Consider the following 17509-nt stretch of genomic DNA (forward strand, 5'->3'; position numbering starts at 1 on the left):
GACATGGCTACCGAAGGATTTGTGCGCAGGCCGCGGATCGCGCCGCCACGGCCGCCCGGCGGTGAAGTGGCACTCACGGCACCGCCCGAGATCCCACGGCCGGTACCGGCCGGCTTGCTGACGAAACTGATGCCACTCGTCATGGTGGTTGCTGTGGTCGGCATGATCGCGATGATGGCCATGATGGGGCGCAATCTCCTGGCCAACCCGTTCATGATGATGTTCCCGATGATGATGCTGATGTCGATGGTCGGCATGATGGCGGGAATGCGCGGGGGGGCCGGTGGCACGAAGAAGGCTGCCGAACTCAACGAGGAGCGCAAGGACTACTTCCGCTACTTGGACCAGGTGCGCAAGGATGTGCGCAAGACCGGCCATGCCCAGCTCGACGCTTTGACCTGGAGTCACCCAGCGCCAGCCGATCTGCAATCGATCGTCGGCACTCGACGGATGTGGGAGCGCCGTCCGAACGACCCGGATTTCGGGCATGTGCGCGTCGGCGTCGGCAGCCACCGGCTGGCCACCAAACTGGCGCGGCCGGAGACCGGCCCGCTGGAGGACCTGGAGCCGGTGTCGACCGTGGCGCTGCGCCGGTTCGTCCGCACCCACTCCGTGGTGCACGGACTGCCGACCGCCATCTCGCTGCGCGCGTTTCCAGCTATCAATATCGAAGGTGATCCCGCCGATGCGCGCACCCTGGTGCGGGCGATGCTGATGGAGTTCGTGGCATTCCACGGACCGGACCACACCGCCGTCGCCATCATCTGCGCCGACCCGGACAGCGAGACCTGGTCGTTCGCCAAATGGCTTCCGCACCTGCAGCACCCGGTCGAGCGGGACGGGATGGGCTCGGCCAGGATGATGTACCGCTCGCTGGCGGAGCTGGAGACAGCTATGGCGGCCGAGCTTCTCGAGCGTGGCCGCTTCATGCGCAACGCTCAGCCGACCGCGGGGCGAGTCCACCTGCTCGTCATCATCGATGACGGCTACGTGAGTGCTACCGATCGGATCGTCAGCGACGCGGGTCTGGACTCCGTCACGGTCCTCGACCTCACCGCACCGCAGACCGGGTTGGCTGTGCGCCGTGGGCTCCAGCTCGTCGTCAGCGACGGCATGGTCGCGGCGAAATCGGCTGCGGGCACCGAGAAATTCGCGACCGCGGATGTGGTGACGGGTGCCGAAGCAGAGTCTCTCGCCCGGGACCTGGCTCGCTACCGCGTCGCCACGGCCGCGCAGATCGTCAGTCTCGGCGACGAAACACGCGCCGATCCGGGTTTGATGTCGCTACTGAAGATTCCGGACGCCGCGCAGATCGATCCGCCACTGGTGTGGCGTCCACGCAGTTCCCGTGAGCGGCTGCGGGTGCCGATCGGTGTCACCCCGGACGGTACCCCGGTGGAGATCGACATCAAGGAGTCCGCCGAGAACGGCATGGGACCACACGGGTTGTGCATCGGCGCAACGGGTTCGGGTAAGTCGGAGTTTCTGCGCACCCTGGTGCTGTCGATGGTGACCTCGCATTCGCCTGACCTGCTGAACCTGGTGCTGGTCGACTTCAAGGGTGGTGCGACCTTCCTCGGTCTCGACTCGCTACCGCATGTGGCCGCGGTCATCACCAACCTCGAGGAAGAACTCTCGATGGTCGACCGCATGAAGGACGCACTGGCCGGCGAGATGAACCGCCGTCAGGAGCTGCTGCGTTCAGCGGGCAACTTCGCGAACGTCACCGAGTACGAGCAGGCCCGCGCCGCAGGCGCCCAGATCGACCCGCTTCCCGCGCTGTTCATTGTTGTCGACGAGTTCTCCGAACTCCTTTCACAAAAACCGGATTTCGCCGATCTGTTTGTGATGATCGGTCGGCTGGGGCGCTCACTGCGGGTGCATCTGCTGCTGGCGTCGCAGCGATTGGAAGAGAACAAGCTGCGCGGTCTGGACAGCCATCTGTCCTACCGGATCGGGCTGCGCACCTTCTCGGCGAACGAATCGCGTGCGGTGCTCGGTATCACCGACGCCTACCACCTCCCGAGCGTGCCGGGCTCCGCCTACCTCAAGAGCGACGCGGACGATCCGTTGCGATTCAACACAAGTTACGTGTCAGGGCCGTATGTTTCGCCGCGTGGCACGCAACAGATCGACGGGCGTTCGGTAGGCGGCCAGTCAGCCGTGGTGTTCACCGCGAGCGAGGTCGAGGCACCCGAACAGGAGCCGACTTCGCTCGACAGTGCCGTGGCCCGTGGACTTCCGGAACTACCGCCGTCGCCGGGTGAGCTGCCACCCCCGCCGAGCGAGGCCGCCCTGCGCACCGAGGCGGTGCCCTCCACCCTGCTGCAGGTGGTCGTCCAGCGCCTGACCGGGCACGGACGGCCGGCGCACGAGGTGTGGTTGCCGCCCTTGGACGAGTCGCCCTCGGTGGACATGCTGCTGCCCGATCCGGATTGGAAATCGCCGGCGAACCGGCACGGTCAGCTGTGGATGCCGATCGGCGTGATCGATAAACCCTACGAACAGCGCCGCGACGTGCTGGTCATCGACCTGTCCGGCGGGCAGGGCAATCTTGCCGTGGTCGGCGGCCCACAGTCGGGTAAGTCGACCACCCTTCGCACGGTCATCATGGCGGCCGCTGCCACACACACCCCTGAACAAGTACAGTTCTATTGTTTGGACTTCGGTGGCGGTACCCTCGCAGGCTTGGCTGATCTGCCGCACGTCGGATCGGTAGCGAACAGGCTGGAGGTCGACCGGGTCCGCCGGACCGTCGCGGAGATGACCACGCTGCTGCACCAGCGTGAAGAACGCTTCCGCGAGCTGGGCATCGAGTCGATCCACGAGTTCCGCAAGCGCAAGGCGAGACTGAACCAAATGGCCGCCGAGGATCGTGCGGCCGACCCGCTGTCGGAGGATCTGCACGGCGACGTATTCCTGGTGATCGACGGATGGCCGACAATCCGCGCCGAATTCGATGTCCTCGAGCCGGCTCTGAACGCGATCGCGGCGCAGGGCTTGTCCTACGGCATCCATCTCATGGTCGCGGCGACGCGCTGGGCCGAGATCCGGCCTGCCGTCAAGGATCTCATCGGGACCAGGTTGGAGCTTCGGCTCGGCGACCCGTCCGACTCCGAGATGGACCGGCGCACCGCCGTGCTCGTCCCCGTTGGCCGACCGGGACGAGGCTTGACCCCGGAGAAGCTGCATATGCTCATCGCCTTGCCGCGATTGGATTCGGACTCCGACCCGCAGACGCTGGCCGACGGTGTCGTCGCCGCCAAGCAACAGATGAACGAGATCTTCGGCGGTCGCCGCGCCCCTGAGGTGCGCATGCTGCCGTTGGACGTCTCGCGCACGGAGGTGCTCGCCGCCGCGCGGGAGCGCGGCATCGAACTCGGCCCCACGCGGGTCGTCGTCGGACTGGGGGAAGCCGAACTGGAGCCAGTTGTCCTGGATTTCGGTACCCAGCCGCATCTCATGGCGTTCGCGGATGTGGAATGCGGCAAAACCACCTTGCTGCGTAACATCGTCCTGGGTGTGGTGGAGAACTCGAACGCCGAGCAGGCCCGGGTCATCCTTATCGATTACCGGCGTACCATGCTCGGGCTCATCGAAGGCCAGCAGCTGGCCGGGTACTCGACCTCGTCGCAGACCTCGATCGGAATGATCAAAGAGGTCGCCGGCTACCTCAGCAAGCGCATCCCTGGGTCGGACATCACCCCGAAACAGCTTCGGGAGCGCAGTTGGTGGACCGGACCGGAGATCTATGTCGTCGTCGACGACTACGACATGGTCGCGACCGGGCAGAATCCTTTGGAGCCACTGCTCGAGTATCTCCCACAGGCCCGCGACATCGGCCTGCACTTGATCGTGACTCGCCGCTCGGGCGGTGCGTCGCGGGCGTTGTACGACAGGGTGCTCGGCAGGCTCAAGGAGCTTTCGGTCGACGCACTGCTGATGAGTGCGCCCAAGGACGAAGGAAAACTCCTGGGTGACATCCGCTCGTCGAAGCTCCCGCCGGGCCGGGGCATCCTGGTTTCCCGTAGCGGCGACCCGGAGATGATCCAGATATCGCACCTGCCGCCGCTGTAGGAGCGGCCGACATCAGTCGTCACGGCCCTAGTATTTCTTGATTTCGGACCATCGTTCCGCGGGAAGTAGCTTTGTAGACCAGATTTTTGGCGACAAATACCTGGATAGCGTTGCGGGCAGCGATAACGAGACCCGTATCTGATCGGCAAGCTCGGAATGACTGGGCAGTCGATCACTCGGCTTCCATTCGGCTGCGCGGATCTCCTCACGGAGTAGTTCTGCGATCCGGTAATAAGTCAGACCACCCGGTATCTTGCTCCTCGGTGGTCGTGCAGGTAACGAAGTGGACTCTTCGTGACCCCCTACGGCCGAGTAATGCTTGACAGGTGCCTTCAGGGGTTTATCGTATTGAACGTCCTGATCCGGTGTTGTGCGGCGATGACGGCGAGGCAACGTGGCAGGTTCGAATTCAACAGTTGTAATGGCGCCCCCGGGCACACCGAGGTGCGTCGATTCTCTAGTGCATTCTGCGGCACCTGGACTAGTTCCTATGTCCGACCTACTCGTTCGGGCGTGCCGCGGTCACCGTGTCGTCGGCGGACCGCTGCTGTGGTTCGCCCGTGACCTAGCGGTACTACACGAACGTCGGCTGGTCGGCCGCGGCGGCTCGGTGGACACCACCCCGGCGGTGATCCGCGAAATCGAGCGTCGCAGAGCCGAACTGGTCATGGCGATCGACGACTGGGTGCTGCGCAGCGTGCCGCAGCATCGGTTCGGCGCGACACTGCACACCGAGACGGTGGGCGCGGTGATCGACCGTCTTGCGGAGTCGTCGGTGCGCGCGCACCACGCGTTGATGACCTTGGACGCGCACGACGAGCTGCTACACAGCGCCTGGCATCGTCTGGCCGAACTTGCGGATGCCTACGACGATCTGGTCCGCGATGTCATGGCCGGCAGACGGCGACTGCCCGAATGGTGACTCGGTAGCTCGGCACTTCACGCTCTCGGCGTGCCGAGTCACCGATTTCCTTGTGCCACCGAATTTTCCTGATAGCGCGCGTCTTTCGATTCCTGGCGGGTCGTGCTGCTTGGAGCGACCTGCGAGCAGCCGCTAGCGGTGTTGTTTCGAGCGACCTGCGAGCAGTCGCTAGCGGTGTTGTTTCGAGCGACCTGCGAGCAGTCGCTAGCGGTGGCCAACAGGCGTCACGGACGATAGCGGCGGTGATCGGTGGCGAAGTCGTCTGCGACGGTTGCGGCCAGCTCCACGTAGGCTCGCTTGGTCTGCTTGTGGAGTTGGTGCAGGTCGATCTCGGCGCCCACGGACATGTGTGGGTCGAACGGGATGATGTGCACAGCCCGGCAGCGGGATAGGAAGTACTCCCGCAGCTGCTGGATACCCACATTCGGCGACCCCGACCGCGGCGAGTTGATCACCACCACCGCGTTGCGCACCAGGTGGTCGTGCCCGTGTAGCGACAGCCAGTCCAAAGTCGCCGCGGCACTGCGCGCCCCGTCGATGGCGGGGGAGGAGATCAGCACCAGCGAGTGGGCCAGGTCGAGCACGCCCGACATCGCCGAGTGCATCAATCCGGTGCCACAGTCGGTGAGGATGATGTTGTAGAACCGCTGCAGGATTTGCGCTACAGCGCGGTACTCTTCCTCGCTGAACGCTTCCGATGCGGCCGGATCACGTTCGCTGGCAAGCACTTCCAATCGGCTGGTGGACTGCGAGGTGTGCCTACGGACATCCGAGTACCGCTGGATCGACGGGTCGAGCAGCAAATCGCGCACGGTGGATCTGGTCTGCAGCGGCACCCGCTGCGACAGCGTGCCGAAGTCCGGGTTGGCGTCCACCGCGATCACCCGGTCGCCCCGGATGGATGCGAAGATGGAGCCGATACCCATTGTCGTGGTGGTCTTTCCGACGCCGCCCTTGAGCGAGAGCACCGCGATCCGGTAGTCGCCCCGTACCGGCTGCCTGATCCGTGCGACCAGCTCCTGCAGCCTGCGTTCCTCGGCGGACATGCCGGGGTTGATGGCGCCGCCGGAGACATGGTGCACTGCCTTGCGCCACCCGCTTCCCGGCGGCCGCTTGACCTGCCGCCGCGGGACGTTGTCCAGCAAAGGCTGCTGGTACTGCGCACTCTGCTGGTAGTTCGGCTGCTGGGCGCGCGGCTGTGCGTATCCCGGCGGGGTGCCCCGCTGGGAGCGGTCCGCCTGTGGAGGGGATTGTGCGTACCCCTGGGGGAGGGGCTGGTACTGGTCGCTTGTCGCCCCGGTGTACGGCGCTGCCTGGCCTGATTCGTCCTGCGCGCGGGAGTCGCCGTGCTCGGCGATGTTGCGCGACTGGTCGGCGGGTCCGCCGACTGGGGCGGATCCGTTGATCGGTGCCGGGCCGCCGACGAATTGGACCGGCTGGCCGGTTGATTCGGCCGGACCTGTGTTCGGGTATTCGGCGGGGCTGTACGGGCCGATCCGCTCGCCGCTCGCCGCCGGGCCGCCCGCGAACTGCCGTGGATGCCCAGCCTGTTCGGGAGTGGGGACGCTTGAAGCATGCGGCCCTGAGACGTAGTCCGCGTCTTGCCGAGCCGGGTCGGCGTGCTGCTGCGGGACCGGCGGCTGGGACACCGGCTGCTGGTCCGAGTTCGGGGCCTGTTCGCCTGGCGCCTGGGGGCCAGGCCGGTGGTCGATCTCCTCAGGGGGCAGTCGGTGTCGTCCGCTTGCCGCGGGCCGTGCCGATGCGATGTCGGACGCTGCCGAAGAGGTCCAGCCCGAGGCCGCGATATCGGGTTGGACGCGAGGGGGATTCGCCGATCCGGCCGCACCCGACTGCCAGGACTCGGCGTTCGGCTGCGCCGCCCCTTGCGCGGGGCTCGGCGCGGCAAGCCACGACGGTGGCGGACGGCCGGTACCCGTCGCGGCAGGACCTTCGGTGGCTGCGGGGGAAGGGCCAGGTGGTGCGGCGACCTGACTGGTCGGCGGTGTCGAAGGACGCTCGCCGACCGGAGGCACGGCGGGCGGTGCTGTGGGGTGCTCGCGTGCCGGCGGCCCGATCGGGCTTTCGCCGGTGGGTGGCACAGCCGGAGGGTCACCGGTTTGCCACGCTGTCGGGGCCGCGCCGGTCGCGGGCATCGCGGGCCGCGGGCTTGCTGGTGGTGCGGAATTCGGGCCCATCGACGGAACCGCCGGATGAACAGGCTCGGGAGGTGTCCCGGAGCTTGCGGTGGGCATCGCAGGGTGGTCGCCTACCGGAAGTGTCGCAGGGTTCGGGCCCATCGGCGGAACCGCCGGATGCGGACCTTGGGGCAGCGTCGCTCTGTCCGTACCAGTCGGCGACACGAACGGGTCTTCACCTACCGGCGGTGCGGACCGTTCCTCAGGAGCCGTCGGCCACTGGTTCGGCCGCATCGCGGCAAGCGGTTCCTCGTTCGGATGGTCGCCGGTCGGACGGGCGGGGGACGATTCGCCCGGCTGTGTCCCGGCCGGACTTGCGCCGGTCTCGGCCGACGGACCGACGCGCATCGACGGTCCGGCGCTCTCGCCGTCCGGCACCTGTCCGGGCCGATCGCCGAGTACCTGTTGTGGCGAATCGGGAATCGGCGGTGGCGGCGGCAGATCCGGCCTGCGGGGCTGGTGTGGCGCAGAGTGGCCGTTCGACGCCGACGGCTCGGCAGCCCTGCTGCCCAGCGGCTGGAATCCCGGGGAGGGCTGCGAGGGATTGCGGGTCGGCAGGCCGTGCTGTGCGCCGCCGGTGTGCTGGGGACCGCCCTCCCAAAATGCGTTCTGATCCGGTGGCGCCTGCTCGGGAACAGGTGGCTGCCGCGAGTCGTGCTGTCGCTGGTCCCGGGGCAGCGCCCCCGGTCCGGTCTGGTACGCGCGGCCCTGATCGTTCGGACGCTGTTCCGCGCCGACGTGCCCGTCCTGCTTGTCACGGCGCCAGCCTTTGCGGCGCTTCTCCGGACGTTCGGCTTCCGGCGCCCGGCTCTTGAACCGCCCGCGTCTGCGGTTGGAGGTATCGTCGATCAGGTCGTCATGCGGAAGGTTCTGTACCGGCGCTTCGTAGCCGACCTGTGTGACTTCGCTCTCGGATAGCCATGGTGGCAGCATGGGGAGGCCGTCGTCGTTACGACTCACAGCAGCACCTCGCTGGCGCTCGGCTCTGCCGTGGCCAGGGGCCCTGTGTTTGTGGCTCGTTCGCTGCGCTCGCTCACGGCCGCACCTCGCTGGCGCTCGGCTCCGTCGCGGCCAGGGGCGCTGTCCCTGTGGCTCGCTCGTTACACTCGCTCACGCGTCCCCCTTGATCTGCTCGACCCGATTACCTGGACAGCGGTCAGTTTACGCGACAACGTGATGCCGCCGCGGCGGCGGACCGGACGCTCACCAGGCGTGGGAAGGCGGCTTCGAAACGCCTGACGGAGCGGGTATACAGGGAGGCATTTTTGCCCGATCGGGGGCAGGTCGGTAAGCTTGAGCGGCGGTGCACCTACGCGCCGACTGTTTGCGTGCGTCCGGTTGTGCCAATGATCGGTCCATACAAGCAGAAATCAGTCAAACAAACCAGGTTGAGCGTAACCGGGATCGCGGAGGACATGGCGAAGAAAGACGGGGCCATCGAGGTCGAGGGTCGAGTTGTCGAGCCGCTGCCCAATGCGATGTTCCGGATCGAGCTCGAGAACGGACACAAAGTTCTCGCGCACATCAGCGGGAAGATGCGGCAGCACTACATTCGTATCCTCCCCGAGGACCGTGTGGTCGTCGAGCTCTCGCCCTACGACCTGTCGCGCGGCCGGATCGTGTACCGCTACAAGTGATCGCGCCCAGCGCGGTCGAGTGGTGCGAGTCGGCCGTGCCCCGGCCTGAGCCGGGGTCGAGTCGAAAGACTCATCACAGAGACTTCCCCAGTCGCCGACTGGGGAAACCTGTGTTCACACCCGTGTGAACCACAACAGATTGGACGGACGTGAAGGTTCAGCCGAGCGTCAAGAAGATCTGCGAGAAGTGCAAGGTGATCCGGCGTCATGGCCGGGTCATGGTGATCTGCGACAACCTGCGCCACAAGCAGCGCCAGGGCTGAGCGGAAGCGGGGGAGACCTCGCTCCACCGCGCCTGAGGCTTGCCGAGGGCGCCGCTCGACGCAGCACCAGCCAAGCACCGAACCGCAGTTCGGATTGGCAAAGAAGAACTCCCAGCACCAGCCGCACGCTGCGGAAATCCGGGTTCGCCCGGGGCGTGCGCGCCTACCACCGGTTCGGAGGCCGGTGCCCCATAAGACGAGGGGACGGACAGGGAGCAGACCTCCGCGACACTAAGGAACTGCCATATGGCACGTCTCATGGGCGTTGATCTCCCGCGCGAGAAGCGCATGGAGATCGCGCTGACCTACATCTACGGCATCGGCCGTACCCGCTCCAAGGAGATCCTCGAGGCGACCGGCGTCAGCCCGGACCTGCGTTCGAAGGACCTCAGCGACGAGCAGGTCACGCAGCTGCGTGACTACATCGAGGGTTCGGCCCTCAAGGTCGAGGGTGATCTGCGCCGTGAGGTGCAGGCCGACATCCGTCGCAAGATCGAGATCGGCTGCTACCAGGGTCTGCGCCACCGTCGTGGCCTGCCCGTGCGTGGCCAGCGAACCAAGACCAACGCGCGCACCCGCAAGGGCCCGAAGCGCACCGTCGCCGGCAAGAAGAAGTAGGGATAACCGATGCCTCCGAAGTCAAGGGCCTCCGGCCCCAAGAAGACCCAGAAGTCGCGTCGCCGGGAAAAGAAGAACGTCCCGCACGGCCACGCGCACATCAAGAGCACGTTCAACAACACGATCGTGTCGATCACCGACCCGAACGGCAACGTCATCTCCTGGGCGTCGTCGGGTCACGTCGGTTTCAAGGGTTCGCGCAAGTCGACCCCGTTCGCCGCGCAGCTCGCTGCCGAGAACGCCGCCCGCAAGGCGCAGGAGAACGGCGTCAAGAAGGTCGACGTGTTCGTGAAGGGCCCGGGCTCGGGCCGCGAGACCGCGATCCGCTCGCTGCAGGCCGCCGGCCTCGAAGTGGGCACGATCTCCGATGTCACCCCGCAGCCGCACAACGGCTGCCGTCCGCCCAAGCGGCGTCGCGTCTAGCGGGAAAGGAATAGCGAAAAATGGCTCGTTATACAGGCCCCATCACCCGCAAGTCGCGTCGTCTGCGCGTCGACCTCGTCGGCGGCGACCAGGCGTTCGAGCGTCGCCCCTATCCGCCCGGCCAGCACGGCCGCGCGCGGATCAAGGAGAGCGAGTACCTGCTTCAGCTGCAGGAGAAGCAGAAGGCGCGCTTCTCCTACGGCGTCATGGAGAAGCAGTTCCGCCGGTACTACGAAGAGGCCAACCGCCTCAAGGGCAAGACCGGTGACAACCTGCTTCGTCTGCTCGAGACCCGGCTCGACAACGTCGTGTACCGCGCCGGTCTGGCGCGTACCCGTCGGCAGGCTCGCCAGCTGGTCAGCCACGGCCACTTCGTGGTGAACAACCGCAAGGTCGACGTTCCCAGCTTCAAGGTCTCCCAGTACGACATCATCGATGTCAAGGAGAAGTCGCTCGGCACGCTGCCGTTCCAGGTCGCGCGCGAGACGGTTGGTGACCGCCCGGTTCCTGGCTGGCTGCAGGTCATCCCGGGTCGCCTGCGGATCCTGGTCCACCAGGAGCCGGACCGCGCTCAGATCGATGTGCCGCTGCAGGAACAGCTGATCGTCGAGTACTACTCGAAGTAATCAGCGGTGCGTGATCGTCACCGCTGGCGACTGCTCGCAGGTCGCTCGAAACGGCACCGCTGGCGACTGCTCGCAGGTCGCTCGAAACGGCACCGCTGGCGACTGCTCGCAGGTCGCTCGAAACGGCACCGCAAGTGACGATCACGCACAACCCCTAAGACGAGGCGTCAAATAGCGGGCGCCCAAACAGGAGGATGATCCGAATGCTGATTTCACAGCGTCCGACACTGACCGAAGAGGTCGTCGCCGAGAACCGCTCGAAGTTCGCCATCGAACCGCTCGAGCCGGGCTTCGGTTACACCCTCGGCAACTCGCTGCGCCGTACCCTGCTGTCCTCGATTCCGGGGGCGGCGGTTACGAGCATCCGTATCGACGGCGTTCTGCACGAGTTCACCACCGTTCCGGGTGTGAAGGAGGATGTCACCGACATCATCCTGAACCTCAAGGGTCTGGTCGTGTCCTCGGAGGAGGACGAGCCGGTCACGATGTACGTGCGCAAGCAAGGCCCCGGTACCGTCACCGCCGGTGACATCGTTCCGCCGAGCGGCGTCGTCGTGCACAACCCGGACATGCACATCGCGACCCTGAACGACAAGGGCAAGCTGGAGATCGAGCTCGTCGTCGAGCGCGGTCGCGGCTACGTCCCCGCCGTACAGAACAAGGCGTCCGGCGCGGAAATCGGCCGGATTCCAGTGGATTCGATCTACTCGCCGGTGCTCAAGGTGACCTACAAGGTCGAGGCCACCCGTGTCGAGCAGCGCACCGACTTCGACCGGCTCATCCTGGACGTGGAGACCAAGAACTCCATCAGCGCGCGGGACGCGCTCGCCTCGGCGGGCAAGACCCTGGTCGAGCTCTTCGGCCTGGCCCGCGAGCTGAACGTCGAAGCGGAAGGCATCGAGATCGGCCCCTCGCCGGCCGAGGCGGACCACATCGCCTCGTTCGGTCTGCCGATCGAGGACTTGGACCTCACCGTCCGGTCCTACAACTGCCTCAAGCGTGAGGGCGTGCACACCGTCGGCGAGCTGGTCGCCCGCACCGAGTCGGACCTGCTGGACATCCGAAACTTCGGCCAGAAGTCCATCGACGAGGTCAAGGTCAAGCTGCACGCGCTGGGCCTCTCGCTGAAGGACAGCCCGGCGTCGTTCGACCCGTCCAGCGTGGTGGGCTACGACGCCAGCACCGGGACGTGGAGCGACAACGGCACATTCAGTGACACCGACGGTGGCGAGCAGGACTACGCCGAGACCGAACAGCTCTAGGCCGTCGGGGTAGGCGCCCCGGACCGGCCGACAACCCCGGCGCGAGCGACGGGCCCGTAGGCGGAAGCGGAGCGTAACCACGGAGGGCCCCGGGAGCGCCGGCAAAATACAAGGAGAACCACACAATGCCCAAGCCCAAGAAGGGTGCCCGCTTCGGCGGGTCGGCGTCACACCAGAAGGCGATCTTCGCCAATCTGGCCACGGCGCTCTTCGAGCACGGCCGGATTACCACCACCGAGGCCAAAGCCAAGGCCGTGCGCCCTTACGCCGAGAAGCTGATCACCAAGGCGAAGGGCGGCACCCTGGCCGACCGTCGCGAGGTGCTCAAGGTCATCCGCAACAAGGACGTCGTGCATGACCTCTTCGCGGAGATCGGCCCGTCGTTCGAGGGGCGCGAGGGTGGCTACACCCGCATCACCAAGACCCTGCCCCGCAAGGGCGACAACGCGCCGATGGCGGTCATCGAGCTGGTCCGGGAGAAGACCGTGACCAACGAAGCCGATCGCGCCCGCCGCGTTGCCGCGTCGCAGAAGGTCGAGGAGGCGCCGGCCGCCGAAGTCGTCGAGGAGAAGGCCGACGAGGCCGTCGCCGAGACCGCCGAAGCTCCGTCTGTCGACGGGGCCGCCGAGTACAAGAAGGACGCCTGACGCCTCGCGTCACAGTTCTCGAACGAGCCCGCCACCCGCACTGGGTCGGCGGGCTTGTTCGTTTCGACTAGGAGATCGTGTGACCGTGGAGGATTCGGTGGGATCGACGTCGGCCGAGCCGCGACCCGATGCGACGCATGCGCCGGAGAGCGGCGCGGCGGATGCACCGAGGGCGCGTGTCCGGCTCGCTATCGCTTACGACGGCACTGATTTCCTGGGCTGGGCGCGTCAGCCGGGACTGCGCACCGTGCAGGGGGTGCTGGAGGAGTCACTGAGCAAGGTGTTCCGTGAGCCGATCCAGCTGACCGTGGCGGGGCGTACGGACGCGGGCGTGCACGCCGAGGGGCAGGTAGCGCATTTCGATACGACTGCCGAGCTGGATGCGGGCAAGTTGGTACATCGGATGGCGCGGTTTCTGCCGAAGGACGTGCGGATCAAGGATGCACGGCTCGCATCGCCGGATTTCGACGCGCGGTTCTCCGCGATCCGCCGCCACTACGCCTATCGGTTCACCACCGCCGCATACGGCGCCGAGCCGTTACATGCGCGCAGCGTTGTCGCCTGCCGGTCCGGCGTCGACGTCGAGGCCATGCGCGCGGCTTCGCGAAAGCTGTTGGGGCTGCACAACTTCGCCGCGTTCTGCCGCAGGAGGGAGGGCGCGACCACCATCCGCGAGCTGCAACGCTTCGACTGGGTGCGGGACCGTGACCTGCTGACCGCCTACGTCAGCGCGGACGCGTTCTGCTGGTCCATGGTTCGCAGCCTGGTCGGTGCGGTCCTCGCGGTCGGGGAGGGCCGCCGCACTCCGGAGTGGGTCGGCGAGCTGCTGCACGAGACCGAGCGTTCCAGTGCGGTCACCGTCGCGCCCGCGCACGGGCTGAGCCTGATCGGCGTCGATTATCCCGCCGACGCGGACCTCGCCGCCCGCAATGCGCAGACGCGGGAGATACGGTCTGTCCCGGTCCGGGACGGGAGATGCTGCGGCGACTGAGGCGTTGAGGGGTATTCGGAAACAGGGTTTCCCCGCACCCGCGCAGGGGTGCGGGGGGAAACGACGGTCACTTCGACGACTGCCCTGATTGCGCTTCGATCGTCTTCGGCTGAGACCCGCCGGAAATTTCGATGCGGCGGGGCTTCGCGCGTTCCGCGATGGGGATCGTCACCGACAGCACACCGTTGTTGTATGTCGCGTTGATCTTGTCGGCATCGACATTGCCGCCGAGGGACAGCTGACGCATATACGTGCCCGCGAAGCGTTCCGAGGCGATCCATTGGACGCCTTCCTCGCTGGAGACGGTACGTTGCGCGCGCAGGGTGAGCGTGCCGCTGTCGACACTGACGTCGATCGAGCCTGGGTCGACACCTGGCATGTCGGCATTCAGAACGTAGTGGTCTCCCGCTCTGAACAGATCCATCGGCATGAATCTCGGTGCGCGAGCGGTCCCGGCGGTTTCACCGAGCAGCTGACGAGCGACGGTGTCGATGTCATGGAACGGATCGAATCTCAGCACAGCAATCACCTCCATTTCCCAGTGGTGACGCCTGCCACGGCGGCGGGCGCCGATAGCTGTGCACCCGCCACGTTAGCCTTCTCTGGCCGCGAGGGCTATCGACCTGTCAGGACCAGCCCTCTGTCGCCGACGGGCATGGAATACCGGTATGCGTGCCTGTGTTGGGTCGGGACATGACATTCGACAGTCTCGGGCGGTTCGGAGTGTGGCGGGCGTACAACGGGTTCAGCCCAGAGGACGCGCGGGAGTTGGAGCAGCTGGGCTACGGCACGCTGTGGTTGGGCGCCTCACCACCCGCGGATCTCGCTACGGTCGAGCCGCTGCTGGAGGCGACCGAGACGATCACCGTGGCCACGAGCATCGTGAACATCTGGGCGTCGGCGGCGAAGGAGGCCGCCGAATCGTTCCACCGGATCGAGGCGCGCTTCCCCGGCCGGTTCCTGCTCGGCGTCGGCGCCGGGCACCCGGAACACACCGGTGAATACCGCAAGCCCTACGACGCGCTGGTCGAGTACCTCGACGAACTCGACGCCGCCGGTGTGCCCGCCGAGCGCCGCGCGGTGGCCGCGCTCGGCCCGCGCGTGCTGAAACTGGCCGCCGAGCGGTCCGCGGGCGCGCTACCGTATCTCGTGCCGCCACAGCACACCGCGCAGGCCCGCCGCACGATCGGCGCGGATGCCCTGCTGGCGACAGAGCACAAGGTCGTGCTGACCGACGATCCGAGCGCAGCGCACGCGGTAGCCGATGAGACGATCGGTTTCTACCTCGGCCTGACGAACTACGTGTCGAACCTCCGCCGGTTCGGCTTCACCGACGCCGACCTCACCACCCCGCCCGGCGACCGGGTGTTCGACGCCGTCGTCGCGCACGGCACGCCGGAACAGGTCGCCGCCCGATTGACCGAACACCTCGACGCCGGCGCGAACCACGTGGCCCCGCAGATCCTCGGCGACGACTACCTCGCGGCGCTGCGCACCCTCGCGCCGTTGCTCGCCGAAAGGTCCTGAGCTTTCCTTCGCACGAACTCGTTCGGTCCTCGGCGTCAGCCGGGGACCGAACCCGTTTCACTCAACCACCAGGGGCTTTGCCACGATCGTCCTAAGGGACTGTTAGGAAGCGAGCAGAGCCATTCCGTCTGGCTTGTGACTGCCAACACACTGATCTGCGACGACGCGATGAGGCGTCGGAGTGAGGAGATCTTGTGACTACGACACAGCCAGTAGGCGAGCGCCGGGTGGTCGCGAACGTTCTGCGCGGATCCATCGGCAACCTCGTCGAGTGGTACGACTGGTACGTTTACGCCGCATTCAGCGTGTACTTCGCGAAGACGTTCTTCCCCCAGGACGATCCGACGGCGCAGCTGTTGTCCACCGCCGCCGTGTTCGCCGTCGGCTTCCTGATGCGTCCGATCGGTGGCTGGGCGCTGGGCCGGTACGCGGACAGGTTCGGTCGCCGCTCGGCGCTGACCCTGTCGGTAACCGTGATGGCGGCGGGCTCGTTGATGATCGCGGTGACGCCCGGATATCAGACCATCGGCCTGGCCGCGCCCGCCTTACTGCTTGTGGCCCGGCTGCTGCAAGGTCTTTCGGTCGGCGGTGAGTACGCCACCAGCGCGACCTATCTGTCCGAGGTGGCCTCGGCGGGTAGGCGCGGGTTCTACTCCAGCTTCCAGTACGTGACCCTGGTTGCCGGCCAGCTCGTCGCGCTCGGCGTGCAGATCGTGTTGCAGCAGTTCCTCGACACGGCCCAGATGAACAACTGGGGCTGGCGGATTCCGTTCGTGATCGGCGCGGCCGGTGCGCTGATCGTGATGTGGCTGCGGCGCGGCATGGACGAGTCGGAGCAGTTCCGTGCTGAATCGGAGCGGGTGAAGAGCGCAGCCGATGCCGTGACGGCAGGGTCCGCGGGTGCGCAGAAGTCGCGTGGTTCGCTGCGCATCCTGTTGCAGTACCCGCGCGAATGTCTGCTGGTTATCGGGCTGACGCTGGGTGGAACCGTCGCTTTCTACACGTACACGACTTACATGCAGAAGTTCATGATCAACACCTCTGGCATCTCCAAGTCGACCGTCGCGTGGATCAACTTCGTCGCGCTGCTGGTCTTCGTGGTGCTGCAACCGCTGGCCGGCGCGCTGTCGGATCGGGTCGGCAGGCGCAAGTTGCTGATCTTCTTCGGCGTCGCGGGCACCGTGCTGACCGTGCCGATCATGACTGTGCTCGCGCGCACCACCAATCCGGTCGCGGCCTGGGCGTTGATGATGGGTGCCCTGGTGATCATCACCGGGTACACCTCGATCAATGCCATCGTGAAGGCCGAGCTGTTCCCGACCAAGATCCGCGCGCTCGGTGTCGGTCTGCCGTACGCCCTGACCGTCGCCATCTTCGGCGGCACGGCGGAGACGATCGCCCTGGCGCTGAAGAAGGGCGGCCACGAGTCACTGTACTTCTGGTACGTCGCGGGATGCATCGCCGTCTCGCTGGTCACCTACTACTTCATGCGGGAGACCTCGACCGCGTCGACGATCGACGCGGAGCCGACCGCCGACGCCGATACCAGGTCCGACGTTGCGTCGGCCGAGCCGGGACGACCGTTCGTCACTGTGCGTGACTGACTGCCCGGCACACGCGCCGATCCAGCCGCTATGGGAGGATCGGCGCGTGCGGCTTGCGGTGGTCGAGGACGACGACGGCGTGGGAGATGCGCTGGTGGAGGCGCTCAACGCCCGTAATTTCCGTGCCGAACGTCTGCGCCGCGGGGCGGATCTGCTGATCGCCCACCGCGATTACGACGCGGTGATCCTCGACCTCGGACTGCCCGACGGTGACGGCCTGCAGGTGCTGCGCCGATTGCGTGAGGTGAGCACCATGCCGGTGCTGATCCTGACCGCGCGCAGCGACGAACGCTCCATCGTGCGCGGCCTGCGTGGCGGGGCCGACGACTACCTGGTGAAGCCGCCGCGGATCGCGGAGCTGGTAGCGCGGCTGGAGACGGTGACCCGGCGCGCGGCCGCCGCGGCGCAGCACGCGCAGTCGGTGGTGGTCACCGGTGACGTGCGGGTCGACCTCGACGCCCGCGTGGTCGAGGTGGCCGGCGCGCCCGTGACATTGACGCAGAAGGAATTCGAGTTGGTCGAGGCGTTGGTGGAACGGCCGGGCGCCGCCGTGAGCCGCCAGCAGCTGATGGACCGGATCTGGGGCGATGCCTTCGTCGCGGTGTCGCGCTCGTTGGACGTGCACATGACCGGCTTGCGAGCCAAGCTGAATCGGCCGGGCCTGATCACCACCATTCGCGGCTACGGATATCGGTGGGGGCAGTGAGCACGATGCCC

The 17509-nt window shown here is 66.6% G+C and carries 16 protein-coding genes; 13 read left to right on the top strand and 3 right to left on the bottom strand.

All coding sequences use genetic code 11. The annotated features are described in order from the left end of the window. The first annotated feature begins 3 nt into the window (after window positions 1-3). A complete protein-coding gene (gene eccCa / locus AB0H00_RS15535) occupies window positions 4-4077 on the top strand; it encodes a type VII secretion protein EccCa (protein ID WP_357266173.1) in 4074 nt (1357 codons plus the stop codon). Window positions 4078-4104: 27 nt separating this feature from the next. On the opposite strand, the gene AB0H00_RS15540 is transcribed toward eccCa, so the two are convergent. After that, complete coding sequence (locus AB0H00_RS15540; protein ID WP_357266175.1) at window positions 4105-4515, bottom strand: GntR family transcriptional regulator; 411 nt, start codon at window positions 4513-4515, stop codon at window positions 4105-4107. 52 nt (window positions 4516-4567) lie between these two features. Between AB0H00_RS15540 and AB0H00_RS15545 the strand changes: the two genes are divergently transcribed. Beyond that, window positions 4568-4999 (top strand): DUF4254 domain-containing protein, encoded by a 432-nt coding sequence (locus AB0H00_RS15545; RefSeq protein WP_327112672.1) that lies wholly within the window; start codon window positions 4568-4570, stop codon window positions 4997-4999. A gap of 224 nt (window positions 5000-5223) precedes the next feature. Here AB0H00_RS15545 and AB0H00_RS15550 read toward each other — a convergent pair whose 3' ends face one another. Then, window positions 5224-8154, bottom strand: a complete 2931-nt coding sequence (locus AB0H00_RS15550; RefSeq protein ID WP_357266177.1) for an AAA family ATPase — start codon at window positions 8152-8154, stop codon at window positions 5224-5226. Window positions 8155-8609: 455 nt separating this feature from the next. Between AB0H00_RS15550 and infA the strand changes: the two genes are divergently transcribed. From infA to truA, 8 genes are all read left to right on the top strand, one after another. Beyond that, window positions 8610-8831 (top strand): translation initiation factor IF-1, encoded by a 222-nt coding sequence (gene infA, locus AB0H00_RS15555; RefSeq protein WP_003418601.1) that lies wholly within the window; start codon window positions 8610-8612, stop codon window positions 8829-8831. A gap of 149 nt (window positions 8832-8980) precedes the next feature. Then, window positions 8981-9094, top strand: a complete 114-nt coding sequence (gene rpmJ / locus AB0H00_RS15560) for a 50S ribosomal protein L36 (RefSeq protein WP_011207363.1) — start codon at window positions 8981-8983, stop codon at window positions 9092-9094. A gap of 246 nt (window positions 9095-9340) precedes the next feature. Continuing rightward, window positions 9341-9712 carry a 30S ribosomal protein S13 gene (gene rpsM / locus AB0H00_RS15565; protein ID WP_040686660.1) on the top strand — a complete coding sequence of 124 codons (372 nt, stop codon included), beginning with the start codon at window positions 9341-9343 and terminating at the stop codon, window positions 9710-9712. A 9-nt stretch (window positions 9713-9721) separates the two neighbouring features. Then, entirely contained in the window at window positions 9722-10135 is a 414-nt protein-coding gene (gene rpsK / locus AB0H00_RS15570; RefSeq protein WP_014981768.1) for a 30S ribosomal protein S11, read from the top strand. A gap of 20 nt (window positions 10136-10155) precedes the next feature. Continuing rightward, window positions 10156-10761 (top strand): 30S ribosomal protein S4, encoded by a 606-nt coding sequence (gene rpsD, locus AB0H00_RS15575; RefSeq protein ID WP_357266179.1) that lies wholly within the window; start codon window positions 10156-10158, stop codon window positions 10759-10761. A 203-nt stretch (window positions 10762-10964) separates the two neighbouring features. Then, a complete protein-coding gene (locus AB0H00_RS15580) occupies window positions 10965-12023 on the top strand; it encodes a DNA-directed RNA polymerase subunit alpha (protein ID WP_357266180.1) in 1059 nt (352 codons plus the stop codon). A 125-nt stretch (window positions 12024-12148) separates the two neighbouring features. Next, entirely contained in the window at window positions 12149-12670 is a 522-nt protein-coding gene (gene rplQ / locus AB0H00_RS15585; RefSeq protein WP_357266182.1) for a 50S ribosomal protein L17, read from the top strand. 190 nt (window positions 12671-12860) lie between these two features. Continuing rightward, on the top strand, window positions 12861-13661 hold the full coding sequence (truA, locus tag AB0H00_RS15590) for a tRNA pseudouridine(38-40) synthase TruA (RefSeq protein ID WP_357266262.1): 801 nt from the start codon (window positions 12861-12863) through the stop codon (window positions 13659-13661). A 67-nt stretch (window positions 13662-13728) separates the two neighbouring features. Here truA and AB0H00_RS15595 read toward each other — a convergent pair whose 3' ends face one another. Continuing rightward, window positions 13729-14181: an Hsp20/alpha crystallin family protein gene (locus AB0H00_RS15595; protein WP_357266184.1), complete on the bottom strand. Its 453-nt coding sequence runs from the start codon at window positions 14179-14181 to the stop codon at window positions 13729-13731. 173 nt (window positions 14182-14354) lie between these two features. Here AB0H00_RS15595 and AB0H00_RS15600 point away from each other — a divergent pair, with 173 nt between their 5' ends. From AB0H00_RS15600 to AB0H00_RS15610, 3 genes are all read left to right on the top strand, one after another. Next, window positions 14355-15188 carry an LLM class F420-dependent oxidoreductase gene (locus AB0H00_RS15600; protein WP_357266186.1) on the top strand — a complete coding sequence of 278 codons (834 nt, stop codon included), beginning with the start codon at window positions 14355-14357 and terminating at the stop codon, window positions 15186-15188. A gap of 194 nt (window positions 15189-15382) precedes the next feature. Further along, window positions 15383-16792 (top strand): MFS transporter, encoded by a 1410-nt coding sequence (locus AB0H00_RS15605; protein WP_357266188.1) that lies wholly within the window; start codon window positions 15383-15385, stop codon window positions 16790-16792. Between the two features lie 46 nt (window positions 16793-16838). Beyond that, a complete protein-coding gene (locus AB0H00_RS15610) occupies window positions 16839-17498 on the top strand; it encodes a response regulator transcription factor (RefSeq protein ID WP_357266190.1) in 660 nt (219 codons plus the stop codon). Window positions 17499-17509: the final 11 nt, after the last annotated feature.

Source organism: Nocardia sp. NPDC023852 (assembly GCF_040639505.1).
Lineage (GTDB): Bacteria > Actinomycetota > Actinomycetes > Mycobacteriales > Mycobacteriaceae > Nocardia.